The 22,750-nt window shown below is 65.7% G+C and carries 26 protein-coding genes; 10 read left to right on the forward strand and 16 right to left on the reverse strand.

What is annotated here, in order from left to right; genetic code table 11:
- Positions 1-13: 13 nt before the first annotated feature.
- Together sufT and pdxR are read right to left on the reverse strand one after the other, a co-directional pair.
- Positions 14-571 (reverse strand): putative Fe-S cluster assembly protein SufT, encoded by a 558-nt coding sequence (gene sufT, locus N4264_RS22435; protein ID WP_261694437.1) that lies wholly within the window; start codon positions 569-571, stop codon positions 14-16.
- 104 nt (positions 572-675) lie between these two features.
- Complete coding sequence (gene pdxR / locus N4264_RS22440; protein WP_261694438.1) at positions 676-2,145, reverse strand: MocR-like pyridoxine biosynthesis transcription factor PdxR; 1,470 nt, start codon at positions 2,143-2,145, stop codon at positions 676-678.
- Between the two features lie 91 nt (positions 2,146-2,236).
- Between pdxR and N4264_RS22445 the strand changes: the two genes are divergently transcribed.
- The 3 genes from N4264_RS22445 (at position 2,237) to N4264_RS22455 (ending at position 3,863) form a co-directional block, all read left to right on the forward strand.
- Positions 2,237-2,896: a pyridoxamine 5'-phosphate oxidase family protein gene (locus tag N4264_RS22445; protein ID WP_261694439.1), complete on the forward strand. Its 660-nt coding sequence runs from the start codon at positions 2,237-2,239 to the stop codon at positions 2,894-2,896.
- Complete coding sequence (locus N4264_RS22450; RefSeq protein WP_261694440.1) at positions 2,893-3,294, forward strand: GNAT family N-acetyltransferase; 402 nt, start codon at positions 2,893-2,895, stop codon at positions 3,292-3,294. The genes N4264_RS22445 and N4264_RS22450 overlap by 4 nt, the downstream gene beginning before the upstream one ends.
- A gap of 92 nt (positions 3,295-3,386) precedes the next feature.
- Positions 3,387-3,863: a hypothetical protein gene (locus N4264_RS22455; RefSeq protein WP_261694441.1), complete on the forward strand. Its 477-nt coding sequence runs from the start codon at positions 3,387-3,389 to the stop codon at positions 3,861-3,863.
- Positions 3,864-3,940: 77 nt separating this feature from the next.
- Here the strand turns inward: N4264_RS22455 and N4264_RS22460 are convergent, their stop codons facing one another.
- The 3 genes from N4264_RS22460 to N4264_RS22470 all read right to left on the reverse strand — a co-directional run bounded on the left by N4264_RS22460 (position 3,941) and on the right by N4264_RS22470 (position 6,911).
- Positions 3,941-5,347, reverse strand: coding sequence for an NAD(P)(+) transhydrogenase (Re/Si-specific) subunit beta (locus tag N4264_RS22460; RefSeq protein WP_261694442.1), 1,407 nt, complete (start codon positions 5,345-5,347; stop codon positions 3,941-3,943).
- A 96-nt stretch (positions 5,348-5,443) separates the two neighbouring features.
- Positions 5,444-5,734 (reverse strand): NAD(P) transhydrogenase subunit alpha part 2, encoded by a 291-nt coding sequence (locus tag N4264_RS22465; RefSeq protein WP_261694443.1) that lies wholly within the window; start codon positions 5,732-5,734, stop codon positions 5,444-5,446.
- A 43-nt stretch (positions 5,735-5,777) separates the two neighbouring features.
- On the reverse strand, positions 5,778-6,911 hold the full coding sequence (locus N4264_RS22470) for a Re/Si-specific NAD(P)(+) transhydrogenase subunit alpha (protein ID WP_261694444.1): 1,134 nt from the start codon (positions 6,909-6,911) through the stop codon (positions 5,778-5,780).
- Positions 6,912-7,014: 103 nt separating this feature from the next.
- On the opposite strand from N4264_RS22470, the gene N4264_RS22475 reads away from it, so the two are divergent.
- Both N4264_RS22475 and N4264_RS22480 read left to right on the forward strand, forming a co-directional pair.
- A complete protein-coding gene (locus N4264_RS22475) occupies positions 7,015-7,590 on the forward strand; it encodes a nitroreductase family protein (protein WP_261694445.1) in 576 nt (191 codons plus the stop codon).
- Complete coding sequence (locus N4264_RS22480; RefSeq protein WP_261694446.1) at positions 7,587-8,474, forward strand: 5'-3' exonuclease; 888 nt, start codon at positions 7,587-7,589, stop codon at positions 8,472-8,474. The genes N4264_RS22475 and N4264_RS22480 overlap by 4 nt, the downstream gene beginning before the upstream one ends.
- Before the next feature lie 51 nt (positions 8,475-8,525).
- Here the strand turns inward: N4264_RS22480 and N4264_RS22485 are convergent, their stop codons facing one another.
- Positions 8,526-9,992, reverse strand: coding sequence for an SMP-30/gluconolactonase/LRE family protein (locus N4264_RS22485; RefSeq protein WP_261694447.1), 1,467 nt, complete (start codon positions 9,990-9,992; stop codon positions 8,526-8,528).
- 89 nt (positions 9,993-10,081) lie between these two features.
- Here N4264_RS22485 and N4264_RS22490 point away from each other — a divergent pair, with 89 nt between their 5' ends.
- Positions 10,082-10,630, forward strand: coding sequence for an NUDIX hydrolase (locus N4264_RS22490; RefSeq protein WP_261694448.1), 549 nt, complete (start codon positions 10,082-10,084; stop codon positions 10,628-10,630).
- A gap of 42 nt (positions 10,631-10,672) precedes the next feature.
- Here N4264_RS22490 and N4264_RS22495 read toward each other — a convergent pair whose 3' ends face one another.
- The 8 genes from N4264_RS22495 to rsmD all read right to left on the reverse strand — a co-directional run bounded on the left by N4264_RS22495 (position 10,673) and on the right by rsmD (position 17,072).
- The gene (locus tag N4264_RS22495) at positions 10,673-11,860 is read right to left on the reverse strand and encodes a TMEM43 family protein (protein WP_261694449.1); all 1,188 of its coding nucleotides are present in this window, start codon (positions 11,858-11,860) and stop codon (positions 10,673-10,675) included.
- 57 nt (positions 11,861-11,917) lie between these two features.
- Entirely contained in the window at positions 11,918-12,400 is a 483-nt protein-coding gene (locus N4264_RS22500) for a DUF4920 domain-containing protein (protein WP_261694450.1), read from the reverse strand.
- 45 nt (positions 12,401-12,445) lie between these two features.
- On the reverse strand, positions 12,446-13,315 hold the full coding sequence (locus N4264_RS22505; protein ID WP_261694451.1) for an MBL fold metallo-hydrolase: 870 nt from the start codon (positions 13,313-13,315) through the stop codon (positions 12,446-12,448).
- A 43-nt stretch (positions 13,316-13,358) separates the two neighbouring features.
- A complete protein-coding gene (ggt, locus tag N4264_RS22510) occupies positions 13,359-15,032 on the reverse strand; it encodes a gamma-glutamyltransferase (protein ID WP_261694452.1) in 1,674 nt (557 codons plus the stop codon).
- A 6-nt stretch (positions 15,033-15,038) separates the two neighbouring features.
- Positions 15,039-15,290 carry a YfhL family 4Fe-4S dicluster ferredoxin gene (locus N4264_RS22515; protein ID WP_261694453.1) on the reverse strand — a complete coding sequence of 84 codons (252 nt, stop codon included), beginning with the start codon at positions 15,288-15,290 and terminating at the stop codon, positions 15,039-15,041.
- 92 nt (positions 15,291-15,382) lie between these two features.
- Positions 15,383-15,889: a hypothetical protein gene (locus N4264_RS22520; protein ID WP_261694454.1), complete on the reverse strand. Its 507-nt coding sequence runs from the start codon at positions 15,887-15,889 to the stop codon at positions 15,383-15,385.
- Between the two features lie 29 nt (positions 15,890-15,918).
- A complete protein-coding gene (coaD, locus tag N4264_RS22525) occupies positions 15,919-16,404 on the reverse strand; it encodes a pantetheine-phosphate adenylyltransferase (protein ID WP_261694455.1) in 486 nt (161 codons plus the stop codon).
- 41 nt (positions 16,405-16,445) lie between these two features.
- A complete protein-coding gene (rsmD, locus tag N4264_RS22530; protein ID WP_261694456.1) occupies positions 16,446-17,072 on the reverse strand; it encodes a 16S rRNA (guanine(966)-N(2))-methyltransferase RsmD in 627 nt (208 codons plus the stop codon).
- A 21-nt stretch (positions 17,073-17,093) separates the two neighbouring features.
- Here rsmD and ftsY point away from each other — a divergent pair, with 21 nt between their 5' ends.
- From ftsY to N4264_RS22550, 4 genes are all read left to right on the forward strand, one after another.
- Positions 17,094-18,233: a signal recognition particle-docking protein FtsY gene (gene ftsY, locus N4264_RS22535; protein ID WP_261694457.1), complete on the forward strand. Its 1,140-nt coding sequence runs from the start codon at positions 17,094-17,096 to the stop codon at positions 18,231-18,233.
- 194 nt (positions 18,234-18,427) lie between these two features.
- Positions 18,428-19,072 (forward strand): AsmA family protein, encoded by a 645-nt coding sequence (locus tag N4264_RS22540; RefSeq protein WP_261694458.1) that lies wholly within the window; start codon positions 18,428-18,430, stop codon positions 19,070-19,072.
- Positions 19,072-20,160, forward strand: a complete 1,089-nt coding sequence (gene mutY / locus N4264_RS22545) for an A/G-specific adenine glycosylase (protein ID WP_425508291.1) — start codon at positions 19,072-19,074, stop codon at positions 20,158-20,160. Before N4264_RS22540 ends, mutY begins: the two co-directional genes overlap by 1 nt.
- 64 nt (positions 20,161-20,224) lie before the next feature.
- Positions 20,225-20,959: a DUF3108 domain-containing protein gene (locus N4264_RS22550; RefSeq protein ID WP_261694460.1), complete on the forward strand. Its 735-nt coding sequence runs from the start codon at positions 20,225-20,227 to the stop codon at positions 20,957-20,959.
- Positions 20,960-21,015: 56 nt separating this feature from the next.
- Here the strand turns inward: N4264_RS22550 and murA are convergent, their stop codons facing one another.
- Together murA and N4264_RS22560 are read right to left on the reverse strand one after the other, a co-directional pair.
- Entirely contained in the window at positions 21,016-22,275 is a 1,260-nt protein-coding gene (gene murA / locus N4264_RS22555; protein ID WP_261694461.1) for a UDP-N-acetylglucosamine 1-carboxyvinyltransferase, read from the reverse strand.
- Positions 22,276-22,373: 98 nt separating this feature from the next.
- On the reverse strand, positions 22,374-22,613 hold the full coding sequence (locus tag N4264_RS22560) for a BolA family protein (protein WP_261694462.1): 240 nt from the start codon (positions 22,611-22,613) through the stop codon (positions 22,374-22,376).
- Positions 22,614-22,750: the final 137 nt, after the last annotated feature.

A 22,750-nucleotide genomic window follows, 5' to 3' on the forward strand; every position in this document is an offset into this window, starting at 1 on the left:
CGTGCCCGGCCGGTCAGAACATGCCGGTTTCGAGCTTGGCGACGTCCGACATCATGGCGTGATTCCACGGCGGGTCGAAGGTCAGCTCAACGTCGGCGGCCTCGATGGTGGGAATCGCCTCGATCTTCGCGCGGACATCGTCCACCAGGATGTCGCCCATGCCGCATCCCGGGGCGGTCAGCGTCATCTTCACCTGCACCTGGCGCTCGCCGCTTTCGCCACGTACCAGCACGCACTCGTAGACCAGGCCCAGGTCGACAATATTGACCGGGATTTCCGGATCGAAGCAGGTGCGCAACTGCTGCCAGACGAGCTTCTCCACGGCTTCATCGGAGGCGCCCTCGGCGAGATCGAGCGCCTGCGGTGGCTCCTTGCCGATGGCATCGGCATCCGATCCCTTGATGCGGAACAGGTTGCCTTCGATGTAGACCGTGAAGCTGCCGCCCAGGGCCTGGGTGATATAGCCGATCTGCCCGGCGGGAAGCGTGACCGTCTGGCCCTGCGGCACCATGACGGCCTCGCAGTCGCGCTCGAGCTTGATCGGTTCGGAGGTGTGGCTGTAGCCGGCCATGGGTCGAACGGATTCCTTCGCGCAGACCGCGCGGGTGAAACGCCTATTATGCGGCAGATCCGCGTGCGGACCCACCTCGGGTGCGTTGCGCCCGTCGTGCGGGACTAGGCTGCCGCGGCAGTACCCGGGCGCCGCGCCATGCCCAGGTCGGCCAGGCATGCGCCGAAGACCCGCATCGCCGCCTCGATATCCGCCGGTGGAAGGCTCGCGTAGCCCAGCAGCAAGCCTTCACGCGGTGCACGTCCAAGGAAATAGGGGTGGATCGAATAAAGGCCAAGCCCGCGCTCGGCCGCCAGTGTGATGAGCTTTTCGCACTGGGCGCGCGAAACACCCGGCAACCAGGCCACCAGGTGCATGCCGGCGTGACTGTCGGCCACCTCGACCGCGCCGCCCGCGTACCGGCGCAGACCGGCGAGCATCGCATTGCGCCGCTGCTTGAGTGTCTTGGCCGCATCGCGCAGGTGGCGTTCAAACCCGCCGTCGCCCATGAAGCGCGCCAGCGCCGCCTGCTCGATCGCCGGGCAGCCGCGGTCGCAGAACCACTTGGCCGCGACGAAGGCCTGGCGAAGGCCCGGCGGCAGAACCATGTAGCCCAGACGCAGCGACGGAAACAGGGTCTTGGAGAAACTGCCGATGTAGATCACCCGGCCGTGCCGGTCGAGCGACTGCATCGCCGCCAGGGGATGCGCGTCGTAGCGGAACTCGCCGTCGTAGTCATCTTCCATGATCCAGCAGCGCTGGCGCGCCGCATAGTCCAGAAGTTCCAGACGCCGCGCCAGCGACATCACTGCGCCGGCCGGAAACTGGTGCGACGGCGTCACCACCACCAGGCGCGTGCCGCGTGCCGGCAGCGCATCGGTGATCAGGCCGTCGCCATCCACGCCGGCGACCTCGACCTTGGCCCCATGCGCCTGGAATACCTGGCGCGCACCGCGGTAATGGGGATCTTCCAGCACGACGCTCTCGCCGGGCTCGATGATGACCGTGGCTGCCAGGAAGAACGCCTGCTGCGTGCCCGAGACGATCAGGACGTCTTCCGGCGCCGCCACGATGCCGCGGCGCCGGGCGAGGTAGTCGCACACCTGCGTGCGCAAGGCCAGCAAGCCCTGCGGATCCGGATAATCCAGCTCCGCGTGCGCGGAGGCCTGCGCCAGCGAGCGGCGCCAGGCGCTGGTCAGCGCCGGATTCGTCAGCGGCAGACCGTACTGCAGATTGAACCGTAGCCCCTTGTACTGGCGGCCGGGGATGATGCGGTCGAACACCTCCCGCGCGCGCTTTGCGTAGCGCGCGACTGGTGTGGCCGGCGCCACGCGCGCCACCGGACGGGTGGCGCGGGCCGCCTCGATCGAAGCCACGTAGCTGCCAGAACCTACTTTCCCGAGCAGGAAGCCTTCCGCGTGCAGCTGCTCGTAGGCCGCCAGGACAGTATTTCTGGACAATTCCATTTCGCGCGCCAATACCCGCGTCGCCGGCAGGCGCGAACCCGCGGCTACCCGCCCGGCCAGGATGGCCGCCTTCAGCGCCCGCGTCAGCTGGGCGTAGAGCGGCCCGTTGCCATCAAGTTCCAGGTACACGATTGGCCCCTTCGCTATTACCGAATCCGGATCTATGGGGAGCCAATGTCGACCCTGATACTGCCCACGTCAAGTCCCCGGGGAGACATCCATGCGCGAATACGCCAGGCACGAAGTACGGCGCAGCCGTGAGCGCGCCCGTTACGACGTTGAAACCGTCCACGCGATCCTCGATGCGGGCTTCCTGGCCCACGTCGGATTCGTCGTCGATGGCCAGCCCTTCGTCATTCCCATGCTCTACGTCCGCGACGGCGACGACATCCTCCTGCACGGATCGATCGCCAGCCGGCTGATGAACCAGCTGGGTGAAGGCGTTCCCGTCTCGATCAGTGTCAGTCACATCGACGGCCTGGTGCTGGCGCGATCGCACTTCCACCATTCGGTGAACTATCGCTCCGTGGTGTGCTTCGGCACGGCGCGACGCATCGACGACGGCGAGGCCAAGGCAACGGCGCTGGCCGGATTCGTCGATGCCATCCTGCCGGGACGCGCGGCCGAGTCACGGCCGTCCGACCGCAATGAGCTGGCCGCAACAGCCGTACTGCGCGTGGTGGTAGAGAACGCCAGCGCCAAGATCCGCAGCGGCGGACCGAAGGACGATCCCGCTGACCGCGCCCTGCCCGTCTGGGCCGGCGTCGTTCCGACCCAACTGCGCTACGGCGAACCGGAGAACGGCGAGGACGTAGCCGGGCAGGCGCCGCCCTCGGTGCGCCGCCTGCTGCAACGCCAGAATGAGGTCATCACGGCATGATCACCTACCGTACCGACTGCGTTCCGGACATCGCCACCGCCCGGGCGCTCTATCGTTCCTGCTCCCTCGGTGCGCGTCGTCCCATCGACGACGATGCGCGCTTCGGCGCCATGCTCGCCAACGCGAACCTCACCGTGACAGCCTGGGACGGTGATCAGCTGGTGGGTATTTCGCGCTCCATGACCGACTACGGCTTCACCACCTACCTGGCAGACCTCGCCGTCAGCCAGACGTACCAGCGACTGGGCATCGGCAAGGAGCTGATCCGCCTGACCCAGGCCGCGGCGCCCGAAGCCAAGATCGTGCTGCTCGCCGCGCCCGCCGCGGTCGACTATTACCCACATATCGGATTCGACCACCACGCTTCCGCGTGGCTGCTGAGCGGCCCATTGCGCTGATCCACCGCCGCCCTGCCGGGCATCGGGGGGCACGTGATCCCGGCCCCCCCCGCGGCTATTATCGCCGGCTCCCCACGCAACCCCGGTGCGTCATGCAATCCGCCGTTTCCACCCACGCGCCGGTGAATCCGCCGCCGCGCCCAGAGGGCTTCGTGTCCCGCCTGATGACGGCCCTGACGGCAGTCATGACAGCCCTGGCGGCAGGCGCCGCCTGGTCGGCCGCCGCCCTGTGGACAGGGCGTGAGCTGGGATTTGTCGCCGTCCTCGTGGGCCTGCTGGTCGGCGGGTTGTTGCGGAGCACCGGGCTGGGCCATCGCCTGGTGACGGCGCTGTTCGCCGTGGTGCTGACGCTTGCGGCCTCGCTCTACGCCTGCGCCCTGCTGGCCACGGCCAGCGTCGCCATGGTGCTGGGTCTACCGCTGCAGACCACGATGTCCAACATCGGGCTGGAAATGGCCCTGGCGGTCGCCTGGGTGCGGCTGGACTGGCTGGACGGCCTCTTTATTACGGCCGGCTGCGTGATGGCAGCCCTACTGGTCGCCAGGCGCGGGAAGCAGTCCGCGCAGTAATCGCAACAACACCTAAGGAATCCACTGCGACGCGGCAGGCGCCTTGGCCGCCGCGTCCGTCATGCCTCAGGGGCCGATCAGTGCCCGCCGCTGGCGTCGATCGCCTTCAACTCGGCAATCAGTCGATTGGCCGCTTCCTGGCCATCGGCATAGAGCATCTTGCAGTTGTCCTGGTAGAACAGCGCGTTTTCGATGCCGGCGAAGCCGGTGCCCTTGCCGCGCTTGATCACGATGACCTGGCGCGCGTTGACGACATCCAGGATGGGCATGCCGTAGATCGGCGAGGACTTGTCGGTCTTGGCCACCGGATTCACCACGTCGTTCGCGCCAATCACGATGGCGACGTCGCAGGTGGAGAATTCCGGGTTGATGTCGTCCATGTCGGCGATCAGGTCGTAGGGCACGCCGGCTTCCGCCAGCAGCACATTCATGTGGCCGGGCATGCGGCCAGCCACCGGATGAATCGCGAACTTCACCGTCTTGTCGCGCTTGATCAGTTGCTGCGACAGTTCCCAGATCTTGTGCTGCGCCTGGGCCACGGCCATGCCGTAGCCCGGCACGATGATGACCTTCTCGGCCAGATACAGCAGGGACGCAGCGTCGCTGGCCTCGATCGGCTTCTGCGAGCCGGCGATCTCCTGGCCACCGCCACCGCCGCCGAAGTTCGAGAAGAGCACATTCGAGATGGGCCGGTTCATGGCCTTGGCCATGAGCTGGGTCAACAGCGTGCCGGCGGCGCCCACCACCGTGCCGGCGATGATCAGCGCCTCGTTCTGCATCACGAAGCCTTCGAAACCGACGGCCAGGCCCGTCAGCGCGTTGAACAGTGAGATCACCACCGGCATGTCCGCGCCGCCGATCGGGAGGGTCATCAGCACGCCGAAAATCAGCGCGAGGGCGAAGAAGGCAATGATGATCGTGGTATCGAGCTTCCAGAACACCAGGGCCAGGCCTGCCGCGACCGAGGCGGCAAAGACGAGGAAGTTGAAGACCTGCTGTCCGCCGAAGGTGAAGCGCTTGTCCATCCGGCCGTCGAGCTTGGCCCAGGCGATGATGGAACCCGTCATTGAGATGGCGCCGATCAGCGCGCCGATGACGGCCAGCGTCAGCGTCGGGATCGAAGGCGCGGTGCCGGCATCGACAAACTTGAGCAACTCGCCGGCGCCGATGGCCGCGGCAGAACCGCCGCCCATGCCGTTGAAGAGCGCCACCATCTGCGGCATGTCGGTCATGGCGACCTTCTTGCCCCAGATCCAGGTCGGTGCCACGCCCAGCGCGATGGCCAGCACGATCAGCCCCAGGTTGTGCGTGCCCGTCAGGGCGAACGTCGCGAGCGTCGCGACCACCATGCCGATGCCGGCCTGCACGATGCCCTTGCGCGCCGTGACGGGTGAGGCCATGCGCTTGATGCCGAGAATGAACAGCACGGCGGCGAGGAAATAGCTGGCTTTGGCGACATAGCTGAGCAGGGTCGTGGTATCCATCGACGGTTCCCTTCCACAATCGGATCAATCAGGTGGACATGGCATTCGCCGTCCACAACGTGGTCTTGCGTTTTTTCGCAGCGGCCGCGACGCCCGCTAGCCCTGCTTCTTGCTGGACTTGAACATCTCCAGCATGCGTTCGGTCACCACGTAACCGCCGGCGGCGTTGCCGGCACCCAGCATCACGCCGAGGAAGCCAATCGTCTTGCCCAGGGTGGTGTCGGCATGTGCCAGCGCCACCATGGCGCCCACGAGCACGATGCCGTGCACGAAGTTCGATCCGGACATCAGCGGCGTGTGCAGGATCACCGGTACGCGGCTGATGATTTCGTGGCCGGTGAATGCGGCCAGCATGAAGATGTAGAGAGCCAGAAAGCCGTCGATCATGTCGGTTCCCCGTTGAGCGGTTCCACGATGGGTTCAGCAGGTTTTATTGCGCCGACTCGACGAGCTGGCGGGTGGGTTCGTGGCGGATCTCACCGGCGTGGGTGAGGCAGGTCTTGGCGATGAGTTCGTCATCCCAGTCCAGTGTGATGGCACCGTCCTTGAGGCTTAGCTCAAGAAAGTTGTACAAGTTGCGCGAGTACATCTCGCTGGCATGGATCGGTGCGCTGGCCGCGAGGTTCACCGGGCCGATCAGGCTGACGCCGTTGTCCGTCACGACTGTCTTGCCGGCTTCCGTGCCCTCGACATTGCCGCCCGTCTCTGCCGCGATGTCGACGATGACGGCACCGAGCTTCATGCCGGACACCATCGCCCCGGTGATGATGCGCGGCGCCTTGCGTCCTGGCACCGCTGCGGTGGTGACCACCACGTCGATGCCCTTGAGGTGCTCGGCCAGCGCGCGCTGCTGCTGTTCGCGCTCCTCGGCGGTCAGCTCGCGTGCGTAGCCACCGGAACCGGCGGCGCTGACGCCAAGATCGAGGAATTTTGCCCCCAGCGATTCGATCTGTTCCTTGGTTTCCGGTCGCACATCGAAGCCTTCCACCTGGGCGCCCAGGCGCCGCGCCGTGGCAATGGCCTGCAATCCCGCGACACCGGCGCCGACCACGAGTACCTTTGACGGGCGGATCGTGCCGGCCGCGGTAGTGAGCATCGGAAAAAATTTCGGCGAGGCTTCGGCGGCGATGAGAACGGCCTTGTAGCCCGCCACCGCGGCCTGCGAGGACAGCACGTCCATGGCCTGGGCGCGCGTCGTGCGCGGCAGCAGTTCCATGGCAAACGCCGTGATCTTGCGCTCGCGCAGCAGTCGCGTGCGTTCCGGATCCAGGTGCGGCTGCAGGTAGCCTACGACAATGCTGCCTTCGCGCAAATTGCGGATTTCTTCCAGGCTGGGCGGCTGCACCTTGAGCAGCACGTCGGAGCGCTCCAGCGTAGCACCGGCGCCACTGACGATCTCGGCGTCCCGATACTGGACGTCGCCGAACCCCGCGGAGGTGCCCGCGCCCTGTTCGACCAGGATGCTGGCGCCCCTTCCCTTGAGTTTCTTCGCCACTTCCGGCGTCAGCGCCACGCGCCGTTCGTTGGGACTCGTTTCGCGCAAGACCGCAATGGTGACCGCCATGTGCCCACTCCTTGAGTACCCGAACCTTTCGCATCGTAGCCGATGCCCGCGACGCTGGTAAGCATCCCCGCTACACTGCGGCATTCATATGGCGAATCTCCCTATGCGCGCACTGCAATCTCTCAACGAACGCCGCTCAGTACCCTCGCGTCTCCTGGGTGAGCCCGGCCCTTCCGCGGCCGAACTGGAGTCCCTGATCGCCAGCGCGATCCGCGTTCCCGACCACGGCAAACTCACGCCGTGGCGGCTCATCCTGATCCGCGGCGACCAGCGCCGGCGCCTGGGCGAGTTGCTGGTGGCCACACAGCTGCGGCGCAACCCCGAGACCCCGCCCGCCGTTCTCGACAAGGACCGCCAGCGTTTCAACTTTGCGCCGTTGATCATCGCCGTCGTTGCGCGCGTGGAAGAGAACCATCCGAAGATTCCCGCGCAGGAACAGCTGCTGTCGGCCGGCTGCGTGGCCTACAACCTCCTGCTTGGCGCGCAGGCGCTCGGCTACGGCGCGCAGTGGCTGACCGGCTGGGCCGCCTACGATGCGGATATCGCAGCGGCGTTCGCGCTGGCTCCTGGCGAGCGGATTATTTCCTTTATCCACATCGGAACCGCGTCGGAAACCGCGCCAGAACGACTGCGGCCGGCAGTCGCCGACGTCACCAGCGAGTGGACGGCACCGGAATGAGCCAGCAGACCATTCACCTGGTCGATGCCAGTCTCTACGTCTTCCGCGCCTGGCATTCGGTACCACCGCAGTTCTTCGACCAGGACGGACGCCCGGTCAACGCGGTCTACGGATTTACCCGTTTCCTGCTGGATTTCCTCGACCATACGCGGCCCACGCATTGCGCGGTGGCCTTTGACGAGTCGCTCACCAGCTCATTCCGCAACGCCATATACCCCGAGTACAAGGCCCACCGGGAACTGCCGCCGGACGAACTGCGTTTCCAGTTCGGCTACTGCAAGGAAGTCGCTGCAACGCTGGGGCTGGTGGTACTGACCGACGTCAGCTTCGAGGCCGATGACCTGATCGGCAGCGTCGTGCACGCGCTGCGACCGCAGGCCTTCCGCTCGGTGATCGTGTCGGCGGACAAGGACTTCGGCCAGCTCGTCGGCGAGCATGACGAAATTTGGGATTTCGGGAAAAACCAACGATGGGACGCGCGCGGCGTGAAAGACCGCATGGGAGTACACCCGCATCAGGTGGCTGACTATCTCGCGCTTACCGGCGATGCCGTCGACAATATTCCAGGCGTATCGGGTATCGGACCAAAGACAGCTGCAACCCTGCTGTCGCATTTCGGCTCGCTCGACGCGATCTTCACGCGCATCGAGGAAATCCCGTTCCTGCGCTTTCGTGGCGCGGCCGCCGCGTACGCCAAGCTCAAGGCCGATGTGGCAAAGGCGCGCCTGTCGCGACAACTGACGGAGATCGCCTGCAACGCGCCGGTACCCACCGACGCGACCCGGCTGGTGCGCCAGGCGCCCGACCTGGCCGGCGCCGAATCCCTGTTCGAGCGCTTGCGCTTTGGTCCGCTCACGCGTTCGCGCGTGCGATCGCTCGCGTAGCGCCCCAAACGACAAGGCGGGCACAGGGCCCGCCTCGTTGCACCGGAGAATCTACTGACCGCCAGGCGGCGTAACGCTGCCGTCGCCCTTCTGCACCGGAATCGGTGCCGGACCGCCCGGAATACCCGGCTGGTCCCAGGCGAAGCGCAGATCGTTCTTGAAGATGCGCACGGGCTCCAGCAGCTTCTCGTCGCGAAGCACCCCGTGGCTGTCGTAGAGCGCCTTCTGGCTGTTGGCCACGAAATACAGCGAGTTGCCTGCCACCGTGCCGACGCTGGGCGAGGTGAAGGCTGCATGGTTGGCCTGCAGCGGCATCACGGCGGTGATCTTCTGGCCGTCCGGCGTGAGTTTCAGACGCATCACGCGGCGCGGCACCATGTCGCGCTGAATGATGACCAGGCAGCCGTCGTACCAGTACATGCCGTCGATACCGCCGACGACCAGGCGTTCCGGGCTGTGCACGACGGCAAACGGCTTGCTGCTGGCCAGGTCGATGCCGAAGATGCCAAGGCTCGGGTCCGCGAAATACAGGGTCTTGCCATCATCGGTGACCGCGAGGCCACGAATCCCGCTCAGGCGCTGGTTGCCCGCGATGCGCTTGAGCTTGTCACCCTCGACGGCGTAGATCTCCTTGAGGGAGCCATCGGCCACATAGACGCGCCCGCCCTTGGCCACGGCCAGCGCGGTGAAGATGTGTCCCTTGTTTCCGTCCTCGGGCGCGTAGGTAGCCAGGAGCTTGCCGGTGGACAACTTGTATTTCAGTACTTGTGCACGACCGACCACATCGGCGTTGTAGCCCTTGAACAGGCGCAGGCCCGCGGAAGCAACCCACAGGGCGTCGTTCTCGGCATCCACCTTCAAATCCAGCACGCTCCAGAGTCCGGAAGCAGCGTCAGGCTTGATGAATTCGGTGACCTGGCCCTTGTCATCGGCGATAACCACCGCACCGTCGCGGGCGCTGCCGACCAGGAACTTCTTGCGCACCGGATCCCAGGCAAGCGTTTCGTACAGGTGGTCGCCCTTGGGCAATTCGAAGGCCACGCTACCTTCACCGAACGGCCGGGCATTGGCTTCGAAGTTCTTCACCAGGTAGTCCCACACCTGCGTACCGTGGGCTTTTTCAAATCGCGGATCCTTGGCGAGGTCGTAGGCAAACCCCTGCGCCTGCATGCGGATCAGAATGTCGTAGACCTTGGATTTGTCCTCCAGCGCCGCGTAAAGACCCGCCAGCTGCATGCGCAGCTCGCCCGAGTTCGGCGTGAGCTCGACCAGGCGTTCGAGCGTCCAGATGAAACGTTCGACGTCCTTGCCGTTGTACAGGCCCGCAAGCTGGCCGAGTGCTTCGCGATTGGACGAGGACTTGATTTCCTGCTCGGTCAGCTTGGCCGCCCTGGCCATCGGGTCATCGGCACTGGCCGAGGGCGCGGCGGCGGCCGGCGCGGCAGCCTGGTCGGCCGCCTGCGTGGTTCCGGCGAATCCGCTGATCATGAGGGCAAAGACGAGGGCTTGAACTTTCATGCGCGAAATCCGGAGTATCGTGGGGACGCAGTCAAGACCGCCCCAGGTGGGAAAGGTTCCGACCGGCGGCCAGAAGGGAACACATAACGATGACTCAAAAGGATGTCCTTTTCAACGGCCGGTGGCTGAAATTGTGTTGCCGTGGCCAGTGGGAGTTCGCCGAGCGCACCAATCCCGGCGGCGCTGTCCTGGTGATCGCCGTGACACCTGAAGACAAGGTGTTGTTCGTGGAGCAGTGGCGTGCCGCGATCGATGCCCGGGCCATCGAGATGCCCGCGGGCCTGATCGGCGACGATCCCGGCTCCCACGATGAACCGGCCATCGAAGCCGCGCGGCGCGAATTGCTCGAAGAAACCGGCTATTCCTGCGGCCACATCGACTACTACATCACCGGCCCGACATCGGCCGGGATGAGCAACGAGACCATCACCTTCGTGCGCGCCTGGAACCTCGTCCGTGAACACGCCGGAGGCGGTGTCGAAGGGGAGGACATCGTCATTCACGAGGTGCCCCGCGCGGCCGCGGCGCGCTGGTTGTGCCGCAAGGCCGCCGAGGGGTACTCGATCGATCCGAAAGTCTTCGCCGGTCTTTACCTGCTCGAGCACGGCGAAGTGTTATTCAAGCCCGATTCGATCTGACCACGTGTGCGGTTCCGCAACGGCGGCACCGCAGCGGCCGCCTCAGCGTGGCGGCGGCGGTGGCATGGCCGAAGCGGGCGGTGGCGGTGGCGGCATCGCACGGCGCGCCCGGCCGCGCAGCAGCCACACCGCGCCGCCAGCGACAGCCAGCAAGGCAATGGCGACCAGCGGCCGGTAGAAAAACCAGGCCACGGCGATCGTCACGGCCGACAGTACGACGGACAACAGGCCCGCGACGATGGCCACGCCGTGTCGTACCAGCCCGCCCAGGAACGGGATGAAATCCAGGATCGTGGCGATCCAGCCCAGCGCCGACGACAGGCCGATCCACATCAGCACGACGCCGACGCCGCGCAGGATCCAGGTCAGCATCGACGCGCGCGAGTGGGCAGCGGCGAACATCTTGTCGGCGCTGACCTCACCACTTTCCAGCAGCGCAATCTGGTTTCCATTGCTGGCCACGAAGGGCTCCAGGCGACCGTCGCGCTGCACGCCCACCACACTGACGCGTTGTTCCGGCAGCTGCCTGAAGGTCACGCGGATATCGCCAACCGCCGGCTTGTCCGGATCTGCCGAGGTCACCAGACGGCCGTCGTCGACACGAAAGCTGGCGGCGAGATTCGGTGGGATATTTTCCAGTCTGGCCGGCAAGGCCTGCTCGCCATCCAGCTTGCGTGCATGCTCCGCACCCAGCACCAGCTCGCCCAGTGTGATCGGATCCGCCACCACGCGGCGGCTGTCGAACGGCATGCGGTCGGGATTCTTGTGCCCTTCCGGCTTGGCAAACCGGGTCGAGTCGATCAGGTCGTCATCCCATTTCGTCTCATAGTGGTACGTGGTGACCCGCTGCTCGCTGCCACCGAGGTTCTTCTCGGTGCGCGTCTCCTTGCGCTCCTTCCATTGATACATTTCCACATGGCGCGAAAGGACCAAGCCATCGGTCTGGAGGCCGAAATCCGGATCGGCAAGTACCTGGGGACTCATCGCCACGGCGCTGGCGTGCACGAGCTTGCCGTTGTTGGCCGGGTCCAGCGGCGCGGCAGCGATGGAAACCACCGCATTGGCGCCTTCGTCCAACGCCTTGTGCGCGGCCACGGCGCGGCCTTCGTTCCAGAACTCCAACGGAAACGCGACGACAAACAGGAGCAACCCGAACAGGGCGCCACCAAGGGACGATGTCACCCGGCTGCCGTAGCCAACGGTTTCTTCAGTGCTGAAACTGTCCGACATGGATTCTCCCCTTCATTCCTCCGGACGATCTTCCGCAGCGATGGCGTCACGCCACCCTCAACTGCCGGACAGACGCACTCCGGTCGCTTCGATGGTCAGCTCGGTCGGCTTGACCGCGCTGCGGCCTTCACTCTGCAGGTGCGCTATTTCCTCGGCGGAAAGCGTCTTCACTGTCAGGATGCCATAGACCTCGGCGGCACCGCTGGCATCCTTGGGCACACTGAAACCGTGATCCTTCATGAAGACACGGGCGAACTGGCCGTCGTCCTCCAGCACCATCCAGCACCCCTGCTTCTGGCAGATCTCGGTGATACGGCCGCGAAACGCGCGCGCCTTGCCGGCGAAATCCTGCGGCCTGGCGGCCACCTGCGCCAGTGGAGCGGCTGAGCCGGCGTCGGCAGGCAGTGCCTGGCCGTAGGTCCTGCCAGCGCTGTCGACGACAGCCGCTTCCGCCTTGGCCGGCTGGCCATGGCCGTGATCGTGCGCGGAGGCCGCCATGGCGACAAGCCCGAAGAATGCAACCGTAGCGATCAAACGCATGTGGAACTCCTGGCAGTTCGTGGCGCAGCCGGTGGCCGACGCCGGTTAGCGGGTCTGGAGCGTTTCGCCCGCGAGCGCGCCGCGCTCGTCGGTCGTACCATATTTGCCTTTTTCATCCCGAATCACGCTTGCCATGGCGCATCCGGCATCATGGGTGAAGAACAGGCGTACGCCGCGGGCGAGTTTGTCTTCGAGGAAGCGCCGCTTTTCGTCGATCAGCAGCTCCGGATAGCGGTCGTAACCCATCGTCACCGGAAGGTGGACCCAGGCGCGGCCGGGAATGAGGTCGGCGCAGAACACCACGCCGCCCGGGCCGCCGATCTCTGCCAGCATCAGGCCCGGAGTGTGGCCGTCGCTGTAGCTGAATCGCACGGTATCGCCGAGGAAATCCGAATGGTCGCCATCAACGATCTCCAGGCGGCCCGACGCTTCCAGCAGCGACTGCAATTCCGGGATGAACGAGGCGCGGTCGCGGGGATGCGGCTGTTTCGCGCGCTCCCAGCAGCCACGGCTGACGACATAGCGCGCGTTCGGAAACAGCAGGCGCGGCGGCTGGTTTTCTTCCCACGCGGCAAGCAGGCCGCCGGCGTGATCGAAATGCAGGTGCGAGAGCACGACCGCGTCGATGTCCTCGTGACTGAACCCGGCGTCGGCCAGGGAATCCAGAAGTACATGGTTACCTTCCACGACGCCGAACCGCTCTTTCATGCGCGGCTCGAAGAAGGCGCCGATGCCGGTTTCAAACAGCACGCGCCTGCCGTTGAGACCCTCGACCAGCAGACAGCGGCACGCCAGCGGAATGCGATTCTCCGCGTCCGGCTGGATCCAGCGTTCCCACATGCCCCGCGGCACGTTGCCGAACATGGCACCGCCATCGAGTTTCTGGGAGTTTCCCAGGAGAGACCACAATTTCATCGATCAATGCCCGAATGATTCGCACCGCGACGCGGCGCATCGATTATTTCACCAGCGCCTTGCCCGATACACCACGCGGATCGCTGCCGCCGCGCAGCTCGTTGGTGCCATGGTTCCAGTCCACGGCATTCATGTAACCCCACGGGCGTTCGCCGTCACTGACCACGTGTCCCATGCCTTCGAGGGCCTTGCGCTCGTCTTTGGAGAAGGCCTCGGCCTCGGCGGAGATGACATCCGGCAGATATTGGTGGTGGAACCGCTTGTTGCCCACGAACGTGGCGGGGCTGTCACCATCGAACCACGCCAGAATGCCTTCGAGCACCATCGTGATGATGCGACTGCCGCCCGGCGTGCCAATGACCAGGGTGCGGTCCTTGCCAATCACGAAAGTCGGCGTCATCGACGACAACGGCCGACGCCCCGGCTTGGGTGCATTGGCGTCGCCGCCGACCAGACCATACGCATTGGGTGCGCCGGCCTTGAGGGCGAAGTCATCCATCTGGTTGTTGAGCACGAAGCCGGTACCGGGAACGACGGTCGCTGCGCCAAACGGGAGATTGACCGTCTGGGTCACCGCGGCGAGGTTGCCGTCAGCATCGATGATGGAGAAATGGCTGGTATCAGTGCCCTGGACCGGCGCCATGAAGCCCGGCAGGTTCGCACTGGGCGTGGCTTTTTCCGGATGGATCGACGCGCGCAGGCCCGCGGCATAGAGCGGACTGGTTAGCTCGGCGACGGGCATTTTCACGAAATCCGGATCGCCCAGGTATTCGGCGCGGTCGCGGTAGGCGCGACGCATCGATTCAACGATCAGATGCGTCCGGTGCACGCGATCGAGCTTGGCCAGGTCGTACCCTTGCAGGATGTTGAGCATCTCCGCCAGCGCGATGCCGCCCGAGGACGGCGGCGGCGCCGTGACGACGCGATGGCCGCGGTACTGCAGCACCAGCGGTTCGCGCTCCTTCACGGTGTAGGTTTTCAGATCCTCCAGCGTCCAGGTGCCGCCGGCTTTTTTCACGCCATCCACCAAGCGCTGTGCGGGTTCGCCCTCGTAGAACCCCTTGTTGCCGTCGCGGGCAATCCGTTCCAGGGTGCTGGCCAGGTCCGGGTTTTTCAGCACCCAGCCGGCCGTGGGCAATTGGCCGCCGGGCAGGAACAGCGCGGAAGCACCCGGATCGCGCGCGATCGCATCTTTGCGCAGGCCCAGGAACATCAGGCTGCGCGCGTCGGGCGCAAAGCCTTCGCGGGCGATCCGGATCGCCGGTGCAAGCGATTTTTTCAGCGGCAGCTTGCCGTAGTTTTCCGCCACGAACACCAGCGCGGCGGGCTGGCCTGGAATGCCGGCCGCCAGTGCGCCGTTGACGGACTTGTCGCGATCCAGCTCGCCTTTTGTATCCAGGAATTGCTTCGGGTCGGTCTGTGCCGGCGCGGTTTCGCGCGCATCGACCATCACTTCCTTGCCGTCGGAGACGCGACGCAGCAGGAAAAACCCGCCGCCGCCGATGCCGGAGCTCTGCGGTTCAACGACCGAGAGGGCTGCGCTGACCGCGACTGCGGCGTCAAACGCATTGCCGCCCTGCGCCAGCACTTCGAAGCCGGCCTCCGTCGCAAGGACATGAGCACTGGCAATAGCGGCCTTGCCGGGCCGTTCCGCGGCATCCGCGGCGAAGGTCAGGCACGACAGCGCAAGGATGACGAGTGGGGAACGGACTATCACGGACGGCTACTCCTTTTTCGTCAGCTCGACGTACTTCTCAAGCAGTTTCTCGCGACTTTCCGTGTGGTCCGGATCGACAAAGATGCACTCGACCGGACACACCTCGATGCACTGGGGAACGTCGTAGTGGCCGACGCACTCCGTACAGCGGTTCGGCGCGATTTCGTAGATCTCGGGGCCCATCGAGATCGCAGAGTTTGGACAGACCGGTTCGCAGACGTCGCAGTTGACGCACAGGTCAGTGATTTTGAGGGCCATGGTCCTGCTCGTGCGGATGCCGTTTCATGCCGCGGCATCGCGTGGGGGCGCGCGTCGCGGACGCGGCGCCGTCGCGGGCGGCCCGGGCAAACTTACTTCATTTCCACGAAGCGGAAGGTGGCGCCGCTGGGAGCGACGGCATCCTGCACGCGCTGCTGGTCAGCCGGCGAACCGATGAAGAGCACGATGACGTCCTTGAAAGCGCCCGCCTTGGCGTCCTTGAACGAATCCAGGATCAGGTCGCCGGTGAGCTTGGAGTCCGGGCCGCCGAAAGCCAGCATGTTGCCCGGCAGAACGGTGCGGGCCACGACGCCGCTCACCTGGGTCGTCTGCGCGATGCGCTCGTCCTGCGCGGCCTGGTCTTCGCCTGCGGGAACGAAATACATGTACGGACGACCGGAGGTCACGCCGGCCATGTTGCGCTTGACCACGTCGACCAGATAAGCCTTCCATGCGGCCTTGTCGGTGGCGTCGGTGGGCATCTTCACTTCCACGGCAACCGGCGCCGCCGGCTTCTCAGCTTCCTGCTGTTTGTCGCAACCAACAAGGGCAATGGTGGACAAAACGCCAAGGGCGGCGATCTGGATAAGTTTACGCATGGGTATCACCTGTCGTCGTCGAAGCAGAATCAGGAATTTCGCCAGCGCTGACGCAACGCCTGCTGCACGGCCGGATGCACGAACCCGGACACGTCGCCGCCCAGACGCGCGATCTCGCGCACCAGCGAAGAGGAAATGAAGCTGTATTGCTCAGCCGGGGTCAGAAACAGCGTCTCGGCCGCGGGAATGAGATGGCGGTTCATGCTGGCGAGCTGGAATTCGTATTCGAAATCCGATACTGCGCGCAGGCCACGCAGGATCACCGTCGCGCCGACTTCCCGCACGAAATCGGCCAGCAGCACCGAAAACCCGCGCACCTCGACGTTCGGCAGGCCGGCCAGCGCCAGTCGCGCCAGCGTGATGCGTTCGTCCAGACGGAAGCTGGGACCCTTGCTGGTGCTGTCGGCCACGCCCACGACGATGCGGTCAAACAGCGGCGCCGCGCGGCTGACCAGGTCGATATGACCGTTGGTGATCGGGTCGAAGGTTCCGGGATAGACAGCGATGCGCGACATCGTTTGCGTACCGTCAATGGCTGGGGCAAAACGGGAGAAGCTTACGGCATGGCCGTGCCGCGGCGATAGAGCGCGTAGCGCACCTCCCCCGCTTTGCCTTCGCGATGCAACATCCACCCGGGCGGCACCGCCGGCGTGACGCCGATCGGCGATTCGACGTAGATCAACGCGTGCGGCGCCAGGTACCCGCCGGACTCGAGCCGCTCGATCACCGGATCCCATAGCAAAAGGTCGAATGGCGGGTCGAGAAATACGATGTCGAAGGGTCCGGACTCGCCCGCCAGCGCCCCCAGGGCATCGCCCACGACAACGCGCCCGGCGCTCTGCCGCAGCCGCTCCAGGTTGCCGCGCAAGGCGGCGGCCAGCGCCGGGTCGCGCTCGACAAAGACGACTTCCCGGGCGTGCCGGGAGAGGGCTTCGATCCCCAGCGCACCGGTGCCGGCAAACAGATCCAGGCAGCGCGCACCGCCGACCGGGCCCATCAGCCAGTTGAACAGGGTCTCGCGGACGCGGTCGGTGGTCGGGCGCAGGCCGGGGCGAAGTGGTACATCCAGCCGGGAGTTGCGCAGGGTGCCGCCGATGATCCGGACCTTGCCGGAGGAATTTGGGGGGAGGTCCGCATTGGAAAACAGCGCCGGGTAGCGTCGGTGGTAGCATGCGGGATGCATTTTCGTTGATTCGCGAGCCCGATGTTCAAGTTCTGGAAGAAGAAAACGCCGGTTCCGGAAGTGGCTGCCGAGCCACCCGCGACCGAGAATGCGGCGATCGCACCGGAAACCCCGGCGATCTCCCCGCTTCCCGCCACTCCCGTCGAGCCGGTGCCACCGGTGGTCGAAGCCACCCCGGAGCCCGTGTCGGAGCCGATGCTGCCCGTCGCCGCCGACGAGGTGCCTTCGGCAGGTACCGCGACGGGTAAGAAAAGCTGGCGCGAACGGCTGGCCGGCAGCGCCTTCGCGCGCAACCTCGGCGCACTGTTTTCGCGCAAGCCCAAGCTCGACGAAGCGCTGCTGGAAGAGCTGGAAACGACCCTGATCACCGCCGACGTCGGCATCGCCGCCAGCACTGAACTGGTCGAAAACCTGCGCAAGCGCGTCAATCGGCGTGAGTTCGACGACGCCGGACAGTTGCTGACTGCCCTGCGCGAAGCGCTGCTGGCGCTGCTGGCGCCCGTCGCGCAACCGCTGCAGATCGTCGCGGAGCAGAAACCTTTCGTCCTGCTGATGGTGGGCGTGAACGGCGTCGGCAAGACAACCACCATCGGCAAGCTCGCACGCCGGTTCCAGAAGGAACGGCGCCAGGTCATGCTCGCGGCCGGCGACACCTTCCGCGCGGCGGCGGTGGAGCAGCTCAAGACCTGGGGCGAGCGCAACCAGGTGCCCGTGGTGTCGCAGGGTTCGGGCTCGGATGCGGCCAGCGTGATTTTCGACGCCCTGCAGTCCGCACGCTCCAGGGAACTGGACATCCTGATCGCCGACACCGCCGGTCGCCTGCACACCCAGACCGGATTGATGGACGAGCTGGGCAAGATCCGCCGCGTACTGGGCAAGCTCGACGCCAGTGCGCCGCACGAAGTACTGCTGGTCATCGACGGCACCACCGGACAGAACGCGATCAACCAGGTGCGCCAGTTCCGCGCGGCGATCGGCGTCACCGGGCTCGTGGTCACCAAGCTCGACGGTACCGCGAAGGGCGGCGTGGTGTTTGCGCTGGCGAAGGAATTCGGCCTGCCGATCCGCTATGTGGGCCTGGGCGAAACCCTGGACGACCTGCGCGTCTTCGACGCCGCCGCGTTCGTGGACGGCCTGCTGCCGGAACGGTTCAGTGGCTGAGGCGCCGTGAGCGCCCATGCGGAAAGAGTAAGGTGGGCGTGGCGACGGGACGTCGCCACGCCCGCTCACGCTTTCCGCCAGGGGGGCCAGCTTGGGCGCGAGCATCGCTGCCGGACGCCCCATCCTAGGTTGTCGTGGCAGCTGGGGCATTATGCACCGCCTGTGAATATCCATCAATCCACTTTTAGGCCCTCATGACAATCCGCCGCAGTGTGCGCGTTGTCGTTGCGGTCCTGCTCCTCCTTGCGGGAACCGCGCTGCTGCTGGTCCGGCACTACGCCAATCCGGAAAAGGTCGCGAAACTGCTGGTGGACACGGCCGCCACGCACCTGCGCCTGACGCTCGCGTTCGACGGATTGCCGCGTTATGCATTCTGGCCCGCGCTGACCCTGGAACTGGACCATCCACGACTGTCCGTGCCTGGCCGGCCGGGCAACCTGCTGGAAGCACGATCGATCGGCGTCGTGCTGCCCTGGCGCAGCATGGTCGACTCGCAGCTGGTGATCGAGAAGGTTGTCATCGATTCACCGGCGCTGGCACTGGACCCCCTGGACCATTGGCAGTCCACCGCGCCCTCCGGCGGCGGGTTGCCGGATGCGCAGGCGTTTATCCACATTCGCAACGGCCAGGTGCAGCGCGCCGGCAAGCCGGTGATCAAAGGCCTGGATGTCGAAGGCGAGGTCGACCTGCACGCGATCGATCGCTGGTGGCGATCACTGCCCGCCCCCGCCGCAGATGCGACGCCGTTTCCGCCCGTTCGTGGCCGTGTCGACATCGCCGAGGCGGTCGTCGGCGGCGTCGTGCTCAAAGGGCTGCACCTGGAAGCCACTCCCGACTGATGCGCGCCACACACACCTTGAATCCGCCTGCTCAACTGCCTATTGCGCCACGCCTCCTGAACTGGTTCGACCAGTACGGCCGACACGACCTGCCCTGGCAATCGCCCCGCACGCCGTATCGTGTCTGGTTGTCCGAAATCATGCTGCAGCAGACGCAGGTGGCCACGGTGATCGGCTACTTCACGCGTTTCGTGACCGCACTGCCCGACCTGCCCTCGCTTGCCGCCGCGCCCACCGACACCGTGCTGGCTCTGTGGGCGGGCCTGGGTTACTACAGCCGCGCGCGTAATCTCCAGCGCGCTGCGCAACTGTGCATGGAGCGCCACGGTGGCGAACTGCCCCGGGATGCCGAGGCGCTGGCCGCGCTGCCGGGCATCGGACGTTCCACGGCGGGCGCGATCCTCGCCCAGGCCTGGGGCCTTCCACACGCCATTCTCGACGGCAACGTCAAGCGCGTGCTGGCGCGCTTCCACGCCGTGCATGGCTACCCGGGCACCACCGAAACTGCGCGCGTGCTGTGGGGCCATGCCGAGTCACACCTGCCTGCCCGGCGCCTTGCGGACTACACGCAGGCCCTGATGGATCTCGGCGCCACGGTGTGCCAGCGCGCGCGCCCGCTGTGCACCACCTGCCCGCTGGCTGCTGACTGCGCCGCGTACCGGCAAGGCATCGTGGGCCAGTTGCCCAGCCGCAAGCCGGCGAAGGCCGTGCCTACGCGACAAACCTGCGTGCTGATCCTTCGCGACGAAACCGGACGCACCCTGCTGCACCGGCGACCAGCGACAGGCGTGTGGGCGGAACTATGGAGCCTGCCGGAGACACCATCGGCGTCACAGGCGGCATCGGCCGCGCGCAGCCTCGGCGTCCGCACGGACGGCTTCGAAGTCCTGCCGTCGTTCACGCATGTTTTCAGCCATTACAAACTGGAGATCCAGCCACTGCTGGCGCGGGCGACGCCGGCAAACCAGGCCGGCGAGATGCCGGACCTGCGCTGGTGCGACAGTCAGGCCCTGACGGAGGTGGGGCTACCCGCTCCGATCAAGCGGCTGCTGGGCGACCTGACGGGCACGACACAGTCGCTGTTCTGAGCGCTGCGCGGTCTGTTCAGTGAAGCGATGGCAGACTTCGGCGGCCCTGCCACCGGAGCTTCCCATGACCCGCGCCGTGCTTGCCGCCGTGACCCTTGCCGCCTTCGCGCTCGGCGCCCACGCGGCGCCACCGTCCGCATTCATGGCGACCTATACGGTCAGCCGCGACGGCAAGACCATCGGTTCGACCACCATGACCCTCAAGGCAGGCACGGGCGACGCCTGGTCGTTGACCACCCAGACCAAGGGAACGGCGGGACTGGCGCGCCTGATGGGCCTGGAAGTCATGGAGGAATCGCGTTTCCGCTGGCAGGGTTCCGCCGCGCAGGGCGTTGCCTATGACTACCGCCAGGACGCCGCGATCCGGAAGAAAAAACGCCGCATCGATTTCGACTGGAGCGCAAACGAAGCCCGCGTGGTCGATAACGACGAACTGTTTCGCTACGCGATCAAGCCGGGCACGATCGATCGCCACACGGTCGGTGTCGCGCTGGCCCTGCAGCTGCCGTCCGCCGATGGCGAAACGATCCTGCCGGTTGCGACGAAGGACCACCTGGAGATGCAGCGCTTCAAGCGCGAGGGCGAGGAAAACCTGACGGTTCCGGCAGGCCGCTTCCAGACCACGCGCATCGGCCGTACCGACGTGCAAGGCAAGGGCCGCTCCTGGTACGCGCCGGAAGCGACGTTGGCTCCGATCAAGATTGAACAGAAGCAGGGCGACGGCGCACTGATCGTGATGGAGCTGGCGTCAGTGACGCCAGCGGCCAGCCAGGTCGCCGCAGCGGGCGGAGCAGAGTAAACCGCCTGCAGGGCGGAAGCGCGCAAAACCGCACTCCGCCCTTTCCTGCGTACGAATCAGGAGGGCAGGCGGCGAATCTTCGCGCCGAGCGCACCGAACTTTTCCTCGATGCATTCGTAGCCACGGTCTATATGGTAGACGCGGTCCACCGTCGTATCGCCCTCGGCCACAAGACCGGCAAGCACCAGGCAGGCGGACGCCCGCAGGTCGGTCGCCATCAGCGGCGCGCCGGTCATCTTGCTCACGCCCTTGATGATGGCCGTATTGCCTTCCAGGCGGATATCCGCGCCCAGGCGCTGCAGTTCATGCGCGTGCATGAAGCGGTTCTCGAACACCGTCTCGGTGATGATTCCCACGCCCTCGGCGACGCAATTGAGCGCGGTGAACTGCGCCTGCATGTCGGTCGGAAACGCCGGGTACGGTGCCGTAGTGATGTTGACGGCCTTCGGGCGGTTGCCGCGCATGTCCAGCTCGATCCAGTCGTCGCCGGTGTTGATGTGCGCGCCGGCATCTTCGAGTTTGGCGAGCACGGCGTCCAGGGTCTTCGGACGCGCTTTCTTGGCCAGCACGCGGCCACCGGTGATCGCGCCGGCAACCAGGAAGGTGCCGGTTTCGATACGGTCGGGCAGCACTTCGTAATCGGTACCGTGGAGACGGTCCACGCCTTCGATCACCAATGTGGCAGTGCCGGCCCCCTCGACCTTCGCACCCATCGCATTGAGACAGTTGGCCAGGTCGACGACTTCCGGTTCCTGCGCGGCGTTCTCGATGATCGTCGTGCCCTGCGCGAGGACGGCGGCCATCATGATGTTTTCCGTTCCGGTGACGGTGACGATATCCATGTTGATGCGCGCGCCCTTCAGGCGTTTGGCGCGGGCGCGGATATAGCCATTCTCGACGCTGACGTCAGCGCCCAGCGCCTGCAGTCCCTTGATATGGAGATCAACCGGTCGCGATCCGATCGCGCAGCCGCCCGGCAGCGACACGCTCGCCTCGCCGTAACGCGCCAGGAGCGGCCCGAGCACCAGGATCGACGCGCGCATCGTCTTGACCAGATCGTAGGGCGCCGAGAAGTTGTGCGTGGAGCGCGGATCGACGTGGATCTTCATCCGCTCGTCGAGCACCAGTTGCACGCCCATCTGGCCGAGCAGTTCCATGGTGGTCGTGACGTCGTGCAGATGCGGCACATTGCCGATGCTGACAGGTTCGTCGGCGAGCAGGGTGGAAGCCAGGATGGGCAGCACGGCGTTCTTGGCGCCGGAAATCCACACATCGCCATTCAGGGGCTCACCGCCGGAAATTACAATTTTAGCCATTCGTTAAAATCCAGTAATGTGTATCCGGCCGGGCGCACCGAATCGCCGCGGATCGCGTTGCGGGAAGATTCGGAAAGTCGCTGCCAGCCCCGCGCCGATCAGCCCGATTTCGCCGCTTCTTCCGGCGTCTGCGTCTTCAGGGCCAGGGCGTGGATGGCGCCGCCCATGAGATCACCCAGGGTGGCATAGACCATCCGGTGCCGCGCCAGGGGCAGCTTGCCGGCAAACGCCGATGCCACCACGACGGCCTCGAAATGCACCCCGTCGGCGCCGCTGACATCCGCGCGCGCGCCGGGCAATCCCTGTTCGATCAAAGTCTTGATGGTCTGGCTGTCCATGGGCGGCGCTTCAGAAGGCGAAATGGGGGCAGCCGGAGCTGCGGGCGGGCGACAGCAGGCGGTTTTTCCGCGTCCGCAGCGGACGGGGAGACATAACCGGCTACAATAGGGGACGCGCATGGTACCGAAAAAGCCGC

It is taken from the genome of Tahibacter amnicola (assembly GCF_025398735.1).
GTDB lineage: Bacteria > Pseudomonadota > Gammaproteobacteria > Xanthomonadales > Rhodanobacteraceae > Tahibacter > Tahibacter amnicola.

Coding starts and splice junctions, on each gene's coding strand:
- N4264_RS22475 (WP_261694445.1), top strand. CDS start 7,015: ATGCGCGCACTGCAATCTCTCAACGAACGCCGCTCAGTACCCTCGCGT.
- N4264_RS22460 (WP_261694442.1), bottom strand. CDS start 5,347: ATGGATACCACGACCCTGCTCAGCTATGTCGCCAAAGCCAGCTATTTC.
- N4264_RS22540 (WP_261694458.1), top strand. CDS start 18,428: ATGACAATCCGCCGCAGTGTGCGCGTTGTCGTTGCGGTCCTGCTCCTC.
- N4264_RS22560 (WP_261694462.1), bottom strand. CDS start 22,613: ATGGACAGCCAGACCATCAAGACTTTGATCGAACAGGGATTGCCCGGC.
- sufT (WP_261694437.1), bottom strand. CDS start 571: ATGGCCGGCTACAGCCACACCTCCGAACCGATCAAGCTCGAGCGCGAC.
- N4264_RS22485 (WP_261694447.1), bottom strand. CDS start 9,992: ATGAAAGTTCAAGCCCTCGTCTTTGCCCTCATGATCAGCGGATTCGCC.
- N4264_RS22445 (WP_261694439.1), top strand. CDS start 2,237: ATGCGCGAATACGCCAGGCACGAAGTACGGCGCAGCCGTGAGCGCGCC.
- N4264_RS22450 (WP_261694440.1), top strand. CDS start 2,893: ATGATCACCTACCGTACCGACTGCGTTCCGGACATCGCCACCGCCCGG.
- N4264_RS22550 (WP_261694460.1), top strand. CDS start 20,225: ATGACCCGCGCCGTGCTTGCCGCCGTGACCCTTGCCGCCTTCGCGCTC.
- N4264_RS22465 (WP_261694443.1), bottom strand. CDS start 5,734: ATGATCGACGGCTTTCTGGCTCTCTACATCTTCATGCTGGCCGCATTC.
- N4264_RS22505 (WP_261694451.1), bottom strand. CDS start 13,315: ATGAAATTGTGGTCTCTCCTGGGAAACTCCCAGAAACTCGATGGCGGT.
- mutY (WP_425508291.1), top strand. CDS start 19,072: ATGCGCGCCACACACACCTTGAATCCGCCTGCTCAACTGCCTATTGCG.
- murA (WP_261694461.1), bottom strand. CDS start 22,275: ATGGCTAAAATTGTAATTTCCGGCGGTGAGCCCCTGAATGGCGATGTG.
- N4264_RS22455 (WP_261694441.1), top strand. CDS start 3,387: ATGCAATCCGCCGTTTCCACCCACGCGCCGGTGAATCCGCCGCCGCGC.
- N4264_RS22500 (WP_261694450.1), bottom strand. CDS start 12,400: ATGCGTTTGATCGCTACGGTTGCATTCTTCGGGCTTGTCGCCATGGCG.
- N4264_RS22495 (WP_261694449.1), bottom strand. CDS start 11,860: ATGTCGGACAGTTTCAGCACTGAAGAAACCGTTGGCTACGGCAGCCGG.
- N4264_RS22480 (WP_261694446.1), top strand. CDS start 7,587: ATGAGCCAGCAGACCATTCACCTGGTCGATGCCAGTCTCTACGTCTTC.
- N4264_RS22470 (WP_261694444.1), bottom strand. CDS start 6,911: ATGGCGGTCACCATTGCGGTCTTGCGCGAAACGAGTCCCAACGAACGG.
- N4264_RS22520 (WP_261694454.1), bottom strand. CDS start 15,889: ATGCGTAAACTTATCCAGATCGCCGCCCTTGGCGTTTTGTCCACCATT.
- N4264_RS22490 (WP_261694448.1), top strand. CDS start 10,082: ATGACTCAAAAGGATGTCCTTTTCAACGGCCGGTGGCTGAAATTGTGT.
- ftsY (WP_261694457.1), top strand. CDS start 17,094: ATGTTCAAGTTCTGGAAGAAGAAAACGCCGGTTCCGGAAGTGGCTGCC.
- rsmD (WP_261694456.1), bottom strand. CDS start 17,072: ATGCATCCCGCATGCTACCACCGACGCTACCCGGCGCTGTTTTCCAAT.
- N4264_RS22515 (WP_261694453.1), bottom strand. CDS start 15,290: ATGGCCCTCAAAATCACTGACCTGTGCGTCAACTGCGACGTCTGCGAA.
- coaD (WP_261694455.1), bottom strand. CDS start 16,404: ATGTCGCGCATCGCTGTCTATCCCGGAACCTTCGACCCGATCACCAAC.